This window comes from Arthrobacter methylotrophus, assembly GCF_039539965.1.
Lineage (GTDB): Bacteria > Actinomycetota > Actinomycetes > Actinomycetales > Micrococcaceae > Arthrobacter > Arthrobacter methylotrophus.
The window spans coordinates 3,077,035-3,092,284 of sequence record NZ_BAABED010000001.1 but is presented as its reverse complement, the minus strand read 5'-3'; the positions used below and the strand labels follow the sequence as shown (position 1 = coordinate 3,092,284).

12 protein-coding genes are annotated in these 15,250 nt (G+C 63.5%); 1 reads left to right on the top strand and 11 read right to left on the bottom strand.

Annotation, left to right across the window (positions count from 1 at the left end; all coding sequences use genetic code 11):
- Nucleotides 1-289: 289 nt before the first annotated feature.
- Nucleotides 290-1,711: an MFS transporter gene (locus ABD884_RS16245; protein WP_345054920.1), complete on the top strand. Its 1,422-nt coding sequence runs from the start codon at nt 290-292 to the stop codon at nt 1,709-1,711.
- Between the two features lie 104 nt (nt 1,712-1,815).
- On the opposite strand, the gene ABD884_RS16240 is transcribed toward ABD884_RS16245, so the two are convergent.
- From ABD884_RS16240 to ABD884_RS16190, 11 genes are all read right to left on the bottom strand, one after another.
- Nucleotides 1,816-3,624 carry an acetyl/propionyl/methylcrotonyl-CoA carboxylase subunit alpha gene (locus ABD884_RS16240; protein ID WP_345047927.1) on the bottom strand — a complete coding sequence of 603 codons (1,809 nt, stop codon included), beginning with the start codon at nt 3,622-3,624 and terminating at the stop codon, nt 1,816-1,818.
- 138 nt (nt 3,625-3,762) lie between these two features.
- Nucleotides 3,763-4,254, bottom strand: coding sequence for a GNAT family N-acetyltransferase (locus tag ABD884_RS16235; protein ID WP_345047923.1), 492 nt, complete (start codon nt 4,252-4,254; stop codon nt 3,763-3,765).
- A gap of 11 nt (nt 4,255-4,265) precedes the next feature.
- Complete coding sequence (locus ABD884_RS16230) at nt 4,266-4,772, bottom strand: phage tail protein (protein WP_345047920.1); 507 nt, start codon at nt 4,770-4,772, stop codon at nt 4,266-4,268.
- Nucleotides 4,769-5,206 (bottom strand): hypothetical protein, encoded by a 438-nt coding sequence (locus tag ABD884_RS16225; RefSeq protein WP_345047918.1) that lies wholly within the window; start codon nt 5,204-5,206, stop codon nt 4,769-4,771. The genes ABD884_RS16230 and ABD884_RS16225 overlap by 4 nt, the downstream gene beginning before the upstream one ends.
- A 3-nt stretch (nt 5,207-5,209) precedes the next feature.
- Complete coding sequence (locus tag ABD884_RS16220) at nt 5,210-6,856, bottom strand: exosporium protein (protein WP_345047915.1); 1,647 nt, start codon at nt 6,854-6,856, stop codon at nt 5,210-5,212.
- 161 nt (nt 6,857-7,017) lie between these two features.
- Nucleotides 7,018-7,689: a Maf family protein gene (locus ABD884_RS16215; protein ID WP_345047913.1), complete on the bottom strand. Its 672-nt coding sequence runs from the start codon at nt 7,687-7,689 to the stop codon at nt 7,018-7,020.
- A 256-nt stretch (nt 7,690-7,945) separates the two neighbouring features.
- Nucleotides 7,946-10,468, bottom strand: a complete 2,523-nt coding sequence (locus ABD884_RS16210; protein WP_345047910.1) for an MMPL family transporter — start codon at nt 10,466-10,468, stop codon at nt 7,946-7,948.
- A gap of 45 nt (nt 10,469-10,513) precedes the next feature.
- Nucleotides 10,514-11,155: a TetR family transcriptional regulator gene (locus tag ABD884_RS16205; RefSeq protein ID WP_345047908.1), complete on the bottom strand. Its 642-nt coding sequence runs from the start codon at nt 11,153-11,155 to the stop codon at nt 10,514-10,516.
- Nucleotides 11,156-11,260: 105 nt separating this feature from the next.
- The gene (locus tag ABD884_RS16200) at nt 11,261-11,737 is read right to left on the bottom strand and encodes a YbjQ family protein (protein ID WP_345047906.1); all 477 of its coding nucleotides are present in this window, start codon (nt 11,735-11,737) and stop codon (nt 11,261-11,263) included.
- 98 nt (nt 11,738-11,835) lie between these two features.
- Nucleotides 11,836-13,254: a dicarboxylate/amino acid:cation symporter gene (locus tag ABD884_RS16195; RefSeq protein ID WP_345047903.1), complete on the bottom strand. Its 1,419-nt coding sequence runs from the start codon at nt 13,252-13,254 to the stop codon at nt 11,836-11,838.
- A 230-nt stretch (nt 13,255-13,484) separates the two neighbouring features.
- On the bottom strand, nt 13,485-15,170 hold the full coding sequence (locus ABD884_RS16190; protein ID WP_345047900.1) for a DUF885 domain-containing protein: 1,686 nt from the start codon (nt 15,168-15,170) through the stop codon (nt 13,485-13,487).
- Nucleotides 15,171-15,250 lie beyond the last annotated feature (80 nt).

The window sequence follows — 15,250 nt, the reverse complement described above, 5'->3', positions numbered from 1 at the left end:
TGGGGGGACGTTGTACTTCCACGTTAGGGAGGGCGCGTTTCGCGGACCGTCGCGGTTTGTAAACGTGCTGTGACATTTGCCTATCGGAGGGGGTCACCGGTGCGTGAGGCGACGGTGAGGTTGTTTGAGCTCAGTGTGGTGCGGACCACGGAATGAGACTTTTCAAAGTGTCCGTATATTGGACTAGATTGTCCATTTGTTGGATGCCGGGAACTATTATTGAACTCTCAATAATTTTTGTCGGCACGCCCACGAACGCTGTGCCGGCGTGAACGAAAGCAACCACTACATGTCTTCCATCGCTGAATCCAAGGAAAGCGACTCGGTTAAGCCGGAAAATAGATCGGTGAACTCGCGGGGACGGGTGATCTTCGCCAGCCTCATCGGCACATCCATCGAGTTCTACGACTTCTACGTCTACGCCACGGCCGCAGTGCTCGTCTTTCCCAAATTGTTCTTCCCGACGGCGGACGAGACCACCCAGCTGCTGAGCTCCTTCGCAGTGTTCGGCGTCGCCTTTGTCGCCAGGCCGCTTGGCTCGATCATTTTCGGACACTTCGGTGACAAGTTCGGTCGCAAGGGAACGCTGGTTGCGTCGCTGCTAACCATGGGTATCGCCACGTTCCTCATTGGTTGCCTCCCCACCGCCCAGGTTCCCGGCTGGACCTTCCTGGCTCCCACCCTGCTGGTAGTCCTGCGCTTCGCCCAAGGCCTGGCCCTCGGTGGTGAGTGGAGCGGCGCCGCGCTGCTCGCGACGGAGAACGCTCCGGCCAACAAACGCGCGATCTACGGAACATTCCCACAGATGGGCGCGCCGATTGGCTTCATCCTGGCCAACATCATCTTCCTTGTCTTCAGCTACACCCTGACTCCCGAAGCCTTCGCGGCCTGGGGCTGGCGCGTGCCGTTCCTGCTCAGCGCCGTCATGGTGATCCTCGGCCTCTACGTACGCCTCAAGCTCATTGAAACCCCCGCCTTCACCAAGGTGCTGGAATCCAACGAGGTGGCCAAGCTGCCCGTCGGGCGCGTGTTCAAAACCAGCTGGCGCCCTCTGATCCTTGGCACCTTCATCATGCTTGCGACCTACGTGCTGTTCTACCTGATGACCACCTTCACGCTGACCTATGGCACCAAGCCCACCCTGGCAGGCGCGCAAGCCGCCGCCGCGAAGGCCGGAAAGCCCATGACCGACGCGGCCGCCGCGGCGTTTGTCCCAGGCCTGGGCTTCAGCCGGAACGACTTCCTCTGGATGCTGATTGCCGGCGTCGTTTTCTTCGGCATTTTCACCCTGGTGGCCGGCCCGCTGGCCGAAAAGTACGGCCGCCGAAAGATGCTCCTCGCAGTGACAGCGGGCATCTTGCTCTTCGGTTTGCTGTTCGTTCCACTGTTCAGCGGCGGCTTCGTGGGGACCATGGCGTTGCTGATCCTCGGGTTCACGCTCATGGGCCTGACCTTCGGACCCATGGGCGCGCTCCTCCCGGAGCTGTTCCCCACCAACGTCCGCTACACCGGATCCGCCATCAGCTACAACATGTCGAGCATCCTGGGTGCGGCGGTGGCTCCGTTCATCGCGGTGTGGCTCTGGGAATCGGCCAAGGGCAGCACGGTCCTCGTGGGCATCTACCTGAGCGCCATGGCAGTACTGACGCTCGTGGCCCTCTTCCTGTCCAAGGAAACAAAGGACATGGACTATGCGAACAACGTGGCCTGACCTTGCATTAGCAGGTTCACGCTCAACAGCTCCATAAACAGTCCCGGCCCCGCACTCAGCGTGCGGGGCCGGGGCCGTTTAAGCGCTGCTGGCTAACCTGCCGCTTAGTCCTCGATCGTCGCGATCACGGCGCCGGCGGAGACAGTTTCGCCGGCGCTGGTCAGCAAGCCGTGAATGGTGCCGGCCCGGTGGGCGGTGAGGGGCTGTTCCATCTTCATGGCTTCGAGGACCACGATCAGGTCACCTTCGGCGACCACATCGCCGTCGGTCACTGCGACCTTGACGATGGTGCCCTGCATCGGCGAGGTGAGGGCGTTACCGCCGGCCACGGCAGCTGTTGCGCCCGCCGAGCGGGAACGCTTCTTGCTCTTCGCGCCCTTGGTGGCCGCGCCGGAGGCAGAGGAGACCGCGCCCAGGCTCGCAGGAAGGACAACTTCCAGTCGCTTGCCGCCAACCTCGACGACAACGCGCTGGCGCTCACCGGCGTCGGGGGCTTCCGTTCCGGTTCCGCTGGGCGTCCACGCGGGAAGATTGTTAACGAATTCGGTCTCGATCCAGCGCGTGTGGACCGTGAAAGGGCCCTCTGCGGGGGCGAACGCGGGATCGGTGACCACTGCGAGGTCGAAGGGAATGACGGTGGGAATGCCTTCCACCACCATTTCCTCAAGGGCCCGGCGGGAGCGCTGAAGGGCTTGTTCGCGGCTTGCGCCGGTCACGATCAGTTTGGAGAGCATGGAGTCGAAGTTCCCACTGATGACGTCGCCCTGCTCAATACCTGAGTCGATCCGGACTCCTGGTCCTGTGGGGTTCTTCAGAGTGGTGACCGTTCCCGGCGCGGGCATGAAGTTACGGCCCGGATCTTCACCGGTGATGCGGAATTCGAAGGAGTGGCCGCGGACTTCAGGATCGCCGTAGCCGAGTTTTTCGCCGCGGGCGATGCGGAATTGCTCGCGGACCAGGTCGAGGCCCGTGACTTCCTCTGAAACACAGTGCTCCACTTGAAGCCGGGTGTTCACCTCAAGGAAGGAGATGATGCCGTCCTGGCCCACCAGGAATTCGCACGTTCCCGCGCCCAGGTAGCCGGCTTCCTTCAGGATGGCCTTGGACGACTCGTACAGCCGCTCGTTCTGCTCCGCGCTCAGGAATGGTGCCGGGGCTTCTTCAACGAGTTTCTGGTTGCGGCGCTGGAGGGAGCAGTCGCGCGTGGAGACCACAACAACGTTGCCGTAGGCATCGGCAAGGCACTGGGTCTCGACGTGGCGGGGGGAGTCGAGGAATCGCTCGATGAAGCACTCGCCGCGGCCGAAGGCGGCAACGGCCTCGCGCACGGCTGACTCGAAAAGTTCGGGGATTTCCTCAATGGTCCGGGCCACCTTGATGCCGCGACCGCCACCGCCGTAGGCCGCCTTGATGGCGATCGGGAGGCCGAACTCTTCGGCGAAGGCAAGGATTTCGGCAGCAGATTCCACAGGATCGGCCGTGCCCGGAACCAGGGGAGCGCCAACCTTTTCGGCGATGTGGCGTGCTTGCACTTTGTCGCCCAGTGCGGAAATGGCTTCGGGGGACGGGCCGATCCACGTGATGCCGGCGTCGATGACCTTGGCGGCAAACTCGGCGTTTTCGGCGAGGAAACCATAACCGGGGTGAATGGCGTCCGCACCGGATTGCCGGGCGACCTCGATCAACTTGTCCATGACGAGGTACGACTCTGCAGCAGTGTTGCCACCCAGCGCGTACGCCTCATCTGCCAGCCGGACGTGCAGGGCATCGCGATCGGGATCCGCGTAGACCGCCACGGAGGCGATGCCTTCGTCCCGGGCTGCGCGGATAACACGGACCGCGATTTCGCCTCGGTTGGCAATCAAGACCTTGGTGAGAGGGCTGGAAATGGGCTGCGCCGGATTAGCTGACAAGTTTTGACTCCTTCTGTCCTTCAGGGAGCCTAGCGTTATTTTGAGGGTTCCCCCATATTCATGGGGGATTCCGTGTGTGAGGCGGCCAGTCTTTGTAGGGTTGCTACAAAATGTGATTGATGGATTTGCCAGCACTGCTCAGCTGGGCCGGTGCCCTCGCGCACGGGCCGATTCGTGCCATCTGAGTAACGACAGGAAGACGGCGCCGGCCTCCTCTGTCACGAAGCCGTTCCGCTGATACAAGGCCAAGGCTGCAATGTTGTCCCGCGCGACATTCAGCCGAACGTCCAGTCCTGCGAGGTCGGCCGCCTCGCAGACGTCGCCGAGCAGCCGGCCACCCAGGCCGGCACCCCGAAACTCCGGCAGCAGGGCGATGTCCAGGACGCGGACGTCACGCGTTCGCCACGCGGTCCAGATCCTGCCGGCCGGCACGTCGTCGAACTCCACAACTACGTTTCCGTTGCCGCCCCACAGCTCCGACCATTGCTGATGCTGCGCCTGCTGTTGCATCTCCAGCAAGGCGGGTGGGAGCAAATCCCGTCCCGGCGCCGCAGATGTGAAGAGATCCCGGAGGAAACCGGCGTCGCGGTCCTCAGGGGCACGGAATCGAAGCGCCGGTACCCCCGGCATTGCCGCTCTGCCTAGCCTCTCGATGGGAAGATCCCCACCAGCGAGATCACATAGTTGAGAACCAAGGAGGGCGGAAGATTGTAGAAAGGTTGCCCGCCTCCGGCCTGCTGGGTTGAGGCCAATGCCACTCCGGAGTCCGGTGCTCCATAGGAACCGCCAGGGGCGGGCGCCATTCCCGCTGAAGGCCGGTCCGTCGTCTCGGTAGTCGAGGCATACATTCCGGGGTGGGTGTGCGGCGGAAGATTCGAGGTGATCAGGGTTGTCGTTTCCGAGCCGGTGACCTCGCCGATGAAGTAGTTGGAAAGACCCGGGCCCTGGCCGTTGTGCAGCGCCGCACGACCCCGTAGGTCGGGCAGGGCAAAGTTTGTAGTTCCGTTGCCGCCGTACGTTGTGCCCAGCAAGGAAAAGAGGGCTATGTTCTGCTGGATTGACAGGAGTTGGCCATTGCACAATGCCCAGTTAGTTGGCGCGAAGTTGAATCCGACGAGCCTGATCTCGCCGATAAATGGATCGGTCATGAGTTCGGTCCTTTGCTTCCGGGGGCTGCGGCTGTTGGCGGCAACAGCGTGGCGCCCCGCCTGTCGATGATAGCGAAGGCTTTGCCGTCGCTGTGGGTAATGAAGAGACTGACCGCCCCGCTCCGGGGATGGCCGATGGCGATTGTGTCCGGAGGGTACGCTCCATTGACCAGGCTGAAGCCGAGCCGGAATCGCTCCGCGGGATCCGCGTGCTCCCCCGGGCGCGGCGCACGCCTAAGATCCTCCGCACTGTCTAAGCGAACGACGGCGGTGCCCGCCTTCAGCTGTTGGCCAACCAGTGGCGTCCAACTGGCAAGAGTGAACACATCCGGTTCAGCCGCTTGGGACGTGAGCTGACCCGCTACAGCCAGGACCACGGCCCCGGCCCCGCCGATCAAGAGCGTTCTGCGGTTGAGCTTGAATGAGGTCTCCATTTGTCAGCCTGCGTTGAAGCCGAGCGAGAACCGGAGGTTCCGCACCGCGACGCCGTTTGCATGGGTTACCTTGATGCTGACGCTCTGCCCGGCAGCCACGGCGCCAGTGTCCGAGCCGTCGCTGCACGAGGTGGTCGCGGCAGCTATTGAGCAAGTCAGCGTCGAGGCTGATCCGTTCACCATGACAGTGATGGTCACGGCCGGGCCGCTGGTGACGTTCGCAGCCAGCCCCTTGATTGTTCCGGCCCGGGGCATGACGATCGCGGCGTCGGATTCGGCTGCCGCTATGCCCGAGCTGCCGGAAAGGGACAGGTACCCGACGGTATCTGCGGGATCGATGAATCGCACGGATCCGGTGAAGACAGGAGGCGGCCCATCTAGGCCGGCAACGCCCTGGGCGCCTGTAGCACCCGGAGCGCCGTTCAAACCGGCGGGCCCTGGGACTCCAGGTCCGCCTGGGGCACCCGTTAAGCCTGGGGGACCCATCAAGCCGGGAGGCCCTTGGGGTCCTATCGGACCGGCCGGCCCGATCAGAGATTGCCCAGTTCCTGGCCATGTGCCCAGGAACTTAGGTCCGTACATCCTGTAATCAGAAAGGTTGAGGTAAAAATCCCCGTCCTTGCCGACGCCGGCGGTCGGTGCGAGGACGCCACTTAGGACGCTGTTGCCGTCGGTTCCGGGGAGCCCATTGGCGCCAGTGGCTCCGGTGTCGCCCTTGATGCCTTGTGCGCCGGTTGCGCCCTGAGCGCCGGTTGCGCCCTGAGCGCCGGTTGCGCCCTGAGCGCCGGTTGCTCCGGTGTCGCCCTTGGCACCTTGTACGCCGGTTGCGCCCTGAGCGCCGGTTGCTCCGGTGTCGCCCTTGGCACCTTGTACGCCGGTTGCGCCCTGAGCGCCGGTTGCGCCCTGAGCGCCGGTTGCTCCGGTGTCGCCCTTGGCACCTTGTACGCCGGTTGCGCCCTGAGCGCCGGTTGCTCCGGTGTCGCCCTTGGCACCTTGTGCGCCGGTTGCGCCCTGAGCGCCGGTTGCTCCGGTGTCGCCCTTGGCACCTTGTGCGCCGGTTGCGCCCTGAGCGCCGGTTGCTCCGGTGTCGCCCTTGGCACCTTGTACGCCGGTTGCGCCCTGAGCGCCGGTTGCTCCGGTGTCGCCCTTGGCACCTTGTGCGCCGGTCGGGCCTGCAGCTCCGGTGTCGCCCTTGGCACCTTGTGCGCCGACTGCGCCCTGCGCACCGGTAGCTCCTTGGGCTCCGGTGTCGCCCTTGATGCCTTGTACGCCGGTTGCGCCCTGAGCGCCGGTAGCGCCCTGTTGTCCCTTTGCTCCTGCGGCGCCAGTCGGTCCGGCCGGCCCTTGCGCTCCAGCGGCTCCGGTCGGACCCGGAGCGCCCGCACTTGAGACGTTGGCGTCCTTGCCCCACGAAACTGCCACGGCGCCTTCGCCGCAGGTTTTCTGTGCATTACCTTGGGTAACCGAGCTGATGGTTCCCTGTTGTGTGTTGAGGCAGGCGCTGAAAGTGCCGGGACTCGTGCTGCTGTCAGACGCTGTGCATCCAGTCGCGGCGACGGCCAGCAGCAAACCCAACGCTGAAAGATGAATCTTGCGGGACAACGGCGAAAGCCGGCCCTGCGAACTGGATGCCAAAATACCAGGACTCATCCTGGACCCCCCCTTGAGACCATGTTGTAACGAGGAATTCTGCCCCATTTACCGGCAGGTGACTGGCTGCCATTCTGCAATCCCTCGAAACCCAGTCCTCGTGAACAATATCATGGAGAAATGTTCTTTTTCGGAGCAATTCTCGCTGTATTACCGCACTATTACGATTCTCTTTCAGAGGCGTCTTGAGTCCAAAGTTCGGTGATTCCAACGTTCGCTTGCCCGAGGAGATCGCGGAGGGTCGAGATGGAGAGCCCGACGACGGCGTGCGGGTCGCCGTCGACCTTGCGGATGAAGGCCCCGCCCAAGCCGTCGATCGTGAAGGACCCGGCGCAGTGCAAGGGCTCTCCCGTTGCGATGTAGGCGTCGATATCCTGTTCGCTCATCTCCGTAAAGTGGACTTCTGCGCTGGATACGGCGCCGACTGTTGCGCCGGTGCCGTCGGCCGTCTCGCCGTCGTCCACGTCCGCCGCGGTTTCGCGGCAGTCCACCAGCCAATGCCCGGTGTGGAGGACGCCCTGGGAGCCGCTCATGCGCAACATCCGTTCCTTGGCGACGTCCACAGTGTAGGGCTTGCCGTGGGATTCGCCGTCGAACTCGAATACCGAATCGCAGCCGATGACCAAGGCCCCCTCGGCGTCGGGCAGGGAGGCGACGGCTTCGGCCTTGGCGCGGGCCAGGAGGAGCGCTGTGTCATGCGCGTCGGTCAAGCCGTACCGGGCTTGCACCGCGTCCTCGTCCACATCCGAGACGAGTACCTCGTGGTAGATGCCGGCCTCTTTGAGGAGTTTGGTGCGGGCAGGGGACTGGGAAGCCAGGATCAATCGGGTCACCGCTCAAGCGTAGTACGCTCGCCTCGCCCCCGACGCCCGTTCACCTTTAAGGGGGGTTCCCCCGGCGCTCGCTCCCTTATGTGGCCCATCCGGGCAACCCTCCTTCGGATATGACCCAAGGTGGACATGTTCCTGGAATTTAGGTGAGGGGGCGTTTGGGAAAGGGTGCTTATAGGTGAGCGGGCGTCGGCTCCGGACACAGAACCGACGCCCGCTCAGTCCGCTAACGCAACCAGACGCTAACGCAACCAGACGCCTAGTGGACCAATTCCTTGGCCCCGCCTGCCGCCGTCGTGCGCTGCAGCTTGGCGCCTTCGACGTCGACATCGGGAAGGATCCGGGACAGCCAGCGCGGCAGCCACCAGGCCTTCTCGCCCAAGAGGTACATCACAGCCGGAACAATGGTCATCCGGACCACGAACGCGTCCACCAGCACACCGAACGCCATGGCGAAGCCGAGCGGGCGGACCATGGTCAAGTGGCTGAAGATGAATCCTGCAAACACGCTGACCATGATGATGGCGGCGGCAGTGACCACGGCGGAGGCGTGACTGAACCCGCTCCGGACCGCCTGCTTCGCGTTTTCACCGTGCATGAACGATTCGCGCATCCCCGAGGTAATGAATACCTGGTAGTCCATGGCCAGGCCGAACAGCACGCCAATCAGGATGATCGGCAGGAAGCTCAGCACGGCTCCGGGATTGGCGACGTCGAACACGGTTCCGAGCCAACCCCACTGGTACACCGCCACGACGGCGCCGAACGCCGCTGCGAGGGAAAGCAGGAAGCCTCCGGTGGCGAGCAACGGCACCACGATGGAGCGGAAAACCAGCAAAAGGAGGATCAGTGAAAGCCCGACGACGATCGCCAGGTATGGGGGCAACGCGGCACCGAGCTTCGCGGAGACGTCGATGTTGCCGGCTGTCTGCCCTGTCAGTCCGATCGTGGCGCCTGTGGCTTGCTGGATTTCGGAACCTTTCGCGCGCAGCTCCGAGACCACTTGGACGGTGCTGGCACTGGCAGGTCCGTCCTTGGGGATGACCTGGAAAACCGCGGTGCGATGGTCGGGGCTCAGGGCCACGGGAACGGCCGCCACGACGTTGTCGACACTGCGCAGCTTGTCCGCTACATCGAACTGCTTGGCCTTCGCCTGCTGGTCGCCGAGGCCGTCCGGGAACGTGCCGACCACCACGATGGGACCGGTCATGCCCTCGCCGAAACTCGTGCGGGTGAGGTCGTAGGCCTTGAACGCTTGCGAATCGACCGGTTCCGAACCGCCGTCGGGCAACGCGAGACGCAGCTGGGAAGCGGGAAGAGCCAGCACCCCGAGCAACATCACGCCGGCAAGCAGCGCGACCACCGGGTGGCGGGTCACGAGCCCACCCCAGCCCCGGCTGCTCCGCCGCTGGTCTTCGGCGCGGTCGGCAGAAGCGTGGTCCGGTTCGGCGTTGTGGCGTTCGGCCTTGGCCCACGCACGCTTCGAAATCAGTTTCCGGCCCACCAGGGAGAGGACTGCCGGGGTCAGCGTCAGGGAGACGACGACGGCGACTGCCACCGTCGCGGCGGCCGACAGGCCCATGACGGCAAGGAACGGGAGTCCCGGAACGACGAGAGCGGCAAGGGCGATGACCACGGTGAGACCGGCGAAAAGGACGGCGTTGCCGGAGGTTCCGGTGGCGAGTGCCACTGATTCTTCGGCGTCCATCCCCGAAAGCAATTGCCCCCGGTGCCGGTTGACGATGAAGAGGGAGTAGTCGATCCCGACAGCGAGTCCCAGCATGAGTGCGAGCATCGGCGAAATGGAGCTCATATCGATGACGCCGGTCAGGGCGAAGGTACCCCCAACACCCACTGCCACGCCAATGATCGCCATGAGGAGCGGCAAGCCGGCGGCGACGAGGGTTCCCAGCATCACGATGAGGGCGATGGCGGCCACGGCGATTCCGATGACTTCGGAGACCCCGAATAACTGCGAGACGTCCTCCGTGATTTCCTTGCTGGCCAGGGCCGTGACACCTGCTGAGGAGACGCCGTGGACAATGTCCTGGACTTGCTGCCGGACCGCAGGGGTCAGGCCATTGATGGAGGTCTTGAACTGGACCTGCGCGATCGCGGCTTTTCCGTCTTCGGAGACGAACCGCATGCCTTGGGACGCTGTCAGCTGGCGTTTGGCCAATGCAAGGGCGGCGGCGCCATCAGTGGCTTGCTTCTGTCCGTCATCGAGCTTTTGGCGCCCGGTCAGAAGTTCAGCCTTCTGCGGCGCAAGCTGGGCCTGGATCTGCGCAGCGGGCACACCGGCCGCGGTCATTTGTTGCTCTGCGGCCTTGACTTGGGCGTCCCCGGCATCCAAGGTGGCCCGGGCCTTGTCCAGCTCAGCTTGCCCGGCGGCGGCTTTTTGCTCGCCCGCCGCAAGATCGGACGGTGCTTTGTCCAAGGCGGCTTGGGTTGTGAACGGATTGACCGTGGACTGCACATCCGGCAGTTTTTCGAGCTGGGCGAGGGCCGACGCAATGGCGTCCCTGCCGGCTTGGTTGAATCCGGCGTCGCCCGCTTCGAAGACGATTCCCGCGGAGCCACCGGAGGACGCAGGAAGGTCCTTCTTGAGTTTGTCCAGCATCTGCTGGGTTTCGGTGCCCGGAATCTGGAAGTTGTTGGACATGGTGCCGTGGAACGCTGCCGCGGAGCCACCCACGGCCACCAATACTGCCAGCCAGAGCGAAATCACCAACCAGCGGTGGCGGTAGGAGAACTTGCCAAGACGGTAGAGCAGGAGTGCCATATCGGAACCGTTCTGTCGGTGTGTGGTGATGCCGAAGGGTGGGTGCTATGCGCCGCGAGGGGCGGTTGCCGTGAAGCCTGAACCGAGCAGACCCATTGCGTCGATCAAGTGCTGCCGCAGGCTGGCCAAGGATTCAGGGGAAAGATCCGGGCCGCGCTCTTCGAACCAGACGCTCATGGCTGCCTTGCCGCAGGAAATGATGGACCCGGCCAAGGCCCGCAAATAGAGTTCATCGGCATCCGGACCGAGGCGATGCCGGGCAGCGTCGATGATCTGCGTGGTGCAGTGGTCCCAGGCTTCAAGTTCGGAACGCGCCAACGTTCGGTTGTCCTGGGTCAAGCTGAAGAGCTCGGCCATGGGGGAGACCGTCATGGGGTCCGCCAACGCCATAAGGGCGGCCCGGGCGGAATCGAGGATGGGTTCGTCGGACGGCCGCAAACGGAACTGTTCCAGGGCGTGGTCCAGGAAGCCTTCGGTCACGGAGGCCAAAGCGGCTTCGAGGGTGGGGAAATAGTTGAAGAACGTGCGCCGGGACACGCCGGCCTCTTCCGCGATGTCCTCCACGGTGAAACTTCCAACGCCCCTGTTCCGCAGCACGGCGAGAGCTGCGTCCGCGATCGCTCGCCGGGTAGCCAGCTTGTTCTGTTCCCGGCGTGAGGGGAAGGCTGCGGTTTCGGGAGCACTCATGCGCTTACACTAAGTGCAACTTTGCACTCTGAGCAAGTTAAGTCTTCGGTTCACCAAAACGAACGGCCGGCGACGCTCTTGCGTCGTCGGCCGTTGTCGCCTGCCTTATTGCTGGAAAGGCCGTTGGGGAGAGTGCGAATCGGGGAACTGCCCGGGCGCCGGCGGTGCCGTTTGTCCCGGTGCTGTTGCCGGAGTCGTGCACTGCTGGGCTGCGGCGCTGGTCAGGTAGATCGACTGACCTGTGGCACCGGGCTCGCCTTCGGCAAGGGGGATGGCGAACACGGCCGTCCCGTAGGCGCAGACTTCGGTCCAGTTGCCGCCCATTTCAGAGGTGTCGAAACGCATGGCCACGATGGCGTTGGCGCCCCGTTGTTGTGCCTCATTGACCATGCGGGCCATGACTTCCTGGCGGCTTTCATACAGGGCCTTGGTCATTTCGGGCAGTTCGCCGCCGCCGAGGGAGCGGAAACCGGCCAACACCTGGGCTCCGATGTCCCGTGAGCGGACGGTGAGGCCCATGACTTCGCCAAAGACCGCGTCGATCCTGTGGCCCGGAATCTTGTTTGAGGTAACGATCAACATGGACAGAGCCTATCCAGAATTCATCGTTTCTCACCGTATATAAGGAAAAATCCCCGGGGCATTCCCCAAGGATCTGTCCTTGCGATGGTGAACCGCCGTCAGGCCGTGGCACCGGCGAGCTCGCGAGCCTCGCTTGCCGTTTCCGGAGAGACGGCGTGGTCGTCGTCGGCGAAGGCCGTTCCCTTGCGAGGCGCGTTGTAGAGGGATTCGTCCAGGATTCCCTGCCGTTTGGCGACAATCGCCGGCACCAGCGCTTGTCCGGCGACGTTGACGGCCGTGCGGCCCATGTCCAGGATAGGGTCGATCGCCAAGAGGAGCCCGACGCCGGCGAGCGGCAGTCCCAGCGTGGAGAGGGTCAGCGTGAGCATGACGACGGCGCCGGTGGTACCTGCGGTTGCCGCGGATCCAAGAACCGAAACCACCACGATCAGCAGGTACTGGCTGATGTCCAGGTTGATGCCGAAGAACTGGGCCACGAAGATCGCGGCGACGGCCGGGTAGATGGCGGCGCAACCGTCCATCTTGGTGGTGGCGCCGAGCGGCACGGCGAAGGAAGCGTAGCCCTGCGGGACTCCGAGGTTGCGCTCGGTGACGCGCTGCGTGAGCGGCAGCGTACCGATCGAGGAGCGCGAGACGAACGCGAGCTGAACGGCAGGCCAGACGCCCGAGTAGTACTGCTTAATGGACAGTCCGTGGGTTTTCACCAAGATGGGGTAGACCACGAACAGCACCAAGACGAGGCCCGCGTAGATGGCCAGGGTGAACTTGCCGAGCGAGCCGATCGTGTCCCAACCGTAGACGGCCACGGCGTTGCCGATCAGTCCAATGGTGCCCAACGGTGCGATGCGGATGATCCACCAAAGGACCTTCTGGATGACGGCAAGGGCGGAAGCGTTGAGGTTCAGGAACGGTTCGGCCTGCTTGCCGACCTTGAGGGCGGCGACTCCTACGGCAATGGCGATCACCAGGATCTGGAGCACGTTGAAACTGATGGAGGTGCTGGCGACGCCGTCAGTGACGGAGGTGCTGGCGCCCAGGCCTAGGAAGTTCTTGGGGAAGAGGCCGGTGAGGAATGCCCACCAATCGCCGGTCTTTCCGGCGTACTCCGCCTTCTTGGTGATGCCCGTGCCAGCACCGGGTTGCAGGAGCACGCCCAGTCCGATGCCGATCAGCACGGCGATGAGCGAGGTAATGGCGAACCAAAGCAGGGTGTTCCACGCAAGTTTCGCCGCATTGGATACTTGGCGGAGGTTCGCGATGGAGCTCACCACGGCGGTGAAGATCAAGGGCACGACCGCGGTCTGCAGCAGCGAGACGTAGCTCGAGCCGATGGTCTGCAGCGTGGCACCGAGCCCGTTCGGAGCCTTTGTGGTGCTGCCGGTGACCTTGGCCAGGAGACCGAGTGCCAAGCCAATCACGAGGGCGGCGATGATCTGGACGCCAAAGGAGGTTGCCCACTGGGGAAGCCGGGACGAGGTCTTTCCGGCGGGAGTCAGAGTGTTGGATGAATTGCTCACCGGAACACGCTAGGCCTCGGCTGATACCACTGCGATCCGACGTTGAGAAATGTTACGTCCAAAATTTCAATCAGCGAACCGAAAATGCCGCGAATTCACTGTCAATCCACCCATTTATGAAGTTATTCCCGGACAGAATGTGGGAAACATCTCGTGCAGCCCAGCCCAACTAGCTCGCATTTGTTGTCGTTTTGAGCCCTCATAACGACAACAAATGCGAGTTAGTTGGGCTACTGCAGCAACGCCCGGCGAAGCGTGTCCAGCCCGACGGAGCCGATGTTCAGCGCATCAGTGTGGAAGGACTTCAAGTCGAAACTCGGACGCCGTTCAAGTTCAGTGCGGATTTCCTCCCACAGCCGCTGCCCTACCTTGTACGACGGAGCCTGCCCCGGCCAGCCAAGGTACCGGGTAAATTCGAACTCGAGCTGGCCCGCGCTAATGGGAAGGTTGGACTTGAGGAATTCGAAGCCCTTCTCGGAGGTCCAGGTGCCGCTGCCCCAACGCTCGGGAACCTGCAGTTCAAGGTGGACGCCGATATCGAATACCACGCGGGCCGCACGCATGCGCTGCATGTCCAGCATGCCCATGTGGTCGCCCGGGTCCTTGAGGTAGCCAAGCTCCAGCATGAGCTTCTCGGCGTAGAGTGCCCAGCCTTCGCCGTGTCCGGAAACCCAGCAGACATTGCGTCGCCAGTTGTTGAGGAGCTCGCGGCGGTAGACGGCGGTTGCCACCTGGAGGTGATGGCCGGGTACGCCTTCGTGGAACACTGTGGTGGTTTCTGCCCAAGTGGTGAAGGTGTCCTCGCCGGCGGGAACGGACCACCACATCCGGCCGGGACGGGAGAAGTCGTCCGACGGGCCGGTGTAGTAGATGCCGCCTTCATCCGTTGGCGCGATGCGGCACTCGAGCGTTTTCATGATGTCCGGGATGTCGAAATGGACGTCGGCAAGTTCGGATACTGCACGGTCGGAGAGCTCCTGCATCCAGGCCTTGAGGGCGTCGGTTCCCTTGATTTGCCGCTCTGGATCGCTGTTGAGAATGGCCTTGGCTTCGTCGATGGAAGCGCCGGGCTTGATGTGCTCGGCCACGCGCTCCTGTTCGGAGATGAGCCTGTCAAGTTCCTGCACGCCCCACGCGTACGTTTCCTCCAGGTCCACGGTTGCACCGAGGAAGGAACGCGAGGCAAGTGCATAACGTTCGCGGCCCACAGCGTCTTTTGCCGGGGCGAAGGGCAGGAGCTCGGCTTCGAGGAAGTCGGCTAAGCGCGCGTAAGCGGAACGCGCGACGGCGGCACCGGCGTCGAGCTTTTCCTGCAGTTCCGCCGGCAGCGGCCGGCCGTCGATGGTGGCCCCGGAGGCGAGCTTGGCGAAGAATCCGTCCTCGGCCGAATATTTGCCGGCCTGTTCGATGACGACCCTGACCTGTCGGACGGCGGACACCTTTCCCTCTTCCTTGGCGGAACGAAGGGAATCGATATAGCCATCGATCGCATGCGGAACGTTGGCAGCGCGGCCCGCGATGTGCACCCAGTGTTCGGCCGTGTCGGTGGGCATAAGGTCGAAGATCGCCCGGATGGTCTGGGCAGGGGACTCGATGTTGTTCAGGTCCGCGGCGTCCCAGCCGGACTCGTGGATCTCGAGTGCCAGGCCAAGCCGTTCGCGCATCGCGTCAAGGGTGACAACATCGGAGGCGTCCACGGGTTCGAGGGTGGCCAGTTCGTCGAGCGCGCCACGGGCTGCTTTGGCGAAGGCGGCTGCGCCGGCGGGCGAGAAGTCCTGGTATTCGGTCTCGTGTCCGGGCAGGCCGAGGGTGGTGGCGAGGCTCGGGTTGAGGGCAAGGAGGGTGTCAGTGTAGGCGTCGGCGACCGCATCGATGGCAGTCTGGAGCCGTGCCGGAGCTGTGTTAGGAGTAGTCACCCCAAGAGCTTAACCGCGCCCGGTTATTTGTGAAAGAGTTGTTGCACTCTTCGGCAACCCAACTGGCTGGCACTTGACGT

What these genes read in the sequence shown, in the direction of transcription:
- ABD884_RS16245 (WP_345054920.1), top strand. Translation starts at nt 290, where the DNA reads ATGTCTTCCATCGCTGAATCCAAGGAAAGCGACTCGGTTAAGCCGGAA.
- ABD884_RS16235 (WP_345047923.1), bottom strand. Translation starts at nt 4,254, where the DNA reads ATGCCGGGGGTACCGGCGCTTCGATTCCGTGCCCCTGAGGACCGCGAC.
- ABD884_RS16230 (WP_345047920.1), bottom strand. Translation starts at nt 4,772, where the DNA reads ATGACCGATCCATTTATCGGCGAGATCAGGCTCGTCGGATTCAACTTC.
- ABD884_RS16225 (WP_345047918.1), bottom strand. Translation starts at nt 5,206, where the DNA reads ATGGAGACCTCATTCAAGCTCAACCGCAGAACGCTCTTGATCGGCGGG.
- ABD884_RS16220 (WP_345047915.1), bottom strand. Translation starts at nt 6,856, where the DNA reads ATGAGTCCTGGTATTTTGGCATCCAGTTCGCAGGGCCGGCTTTCGCCG.
- ABD884_RS16210 (WP_345047910.1), bottom strand. Translation starts at nt 10,468, where the DNA reads ATGGCACTCCTGCTCTACCGTCTTGGCAAGTTCTCCTACCGCCACCGC.
- ABD884_RS16205 (WP_345047908.1), bottom strand. Translation starts at nt 11,155, where the DNA reads ATGAGTGCTCCCGAAACCGCAGCCTTCCCCTCACGCCGGGAACAGAAC.
- ABD884_RS16200 (WP_345047906.1), bottom strand. Translation starts at nt 11,737, where the DNA reads ATGTTGATCGTTACCTCAAACAAGATTCCGGGCCACAGGATCGACGCG.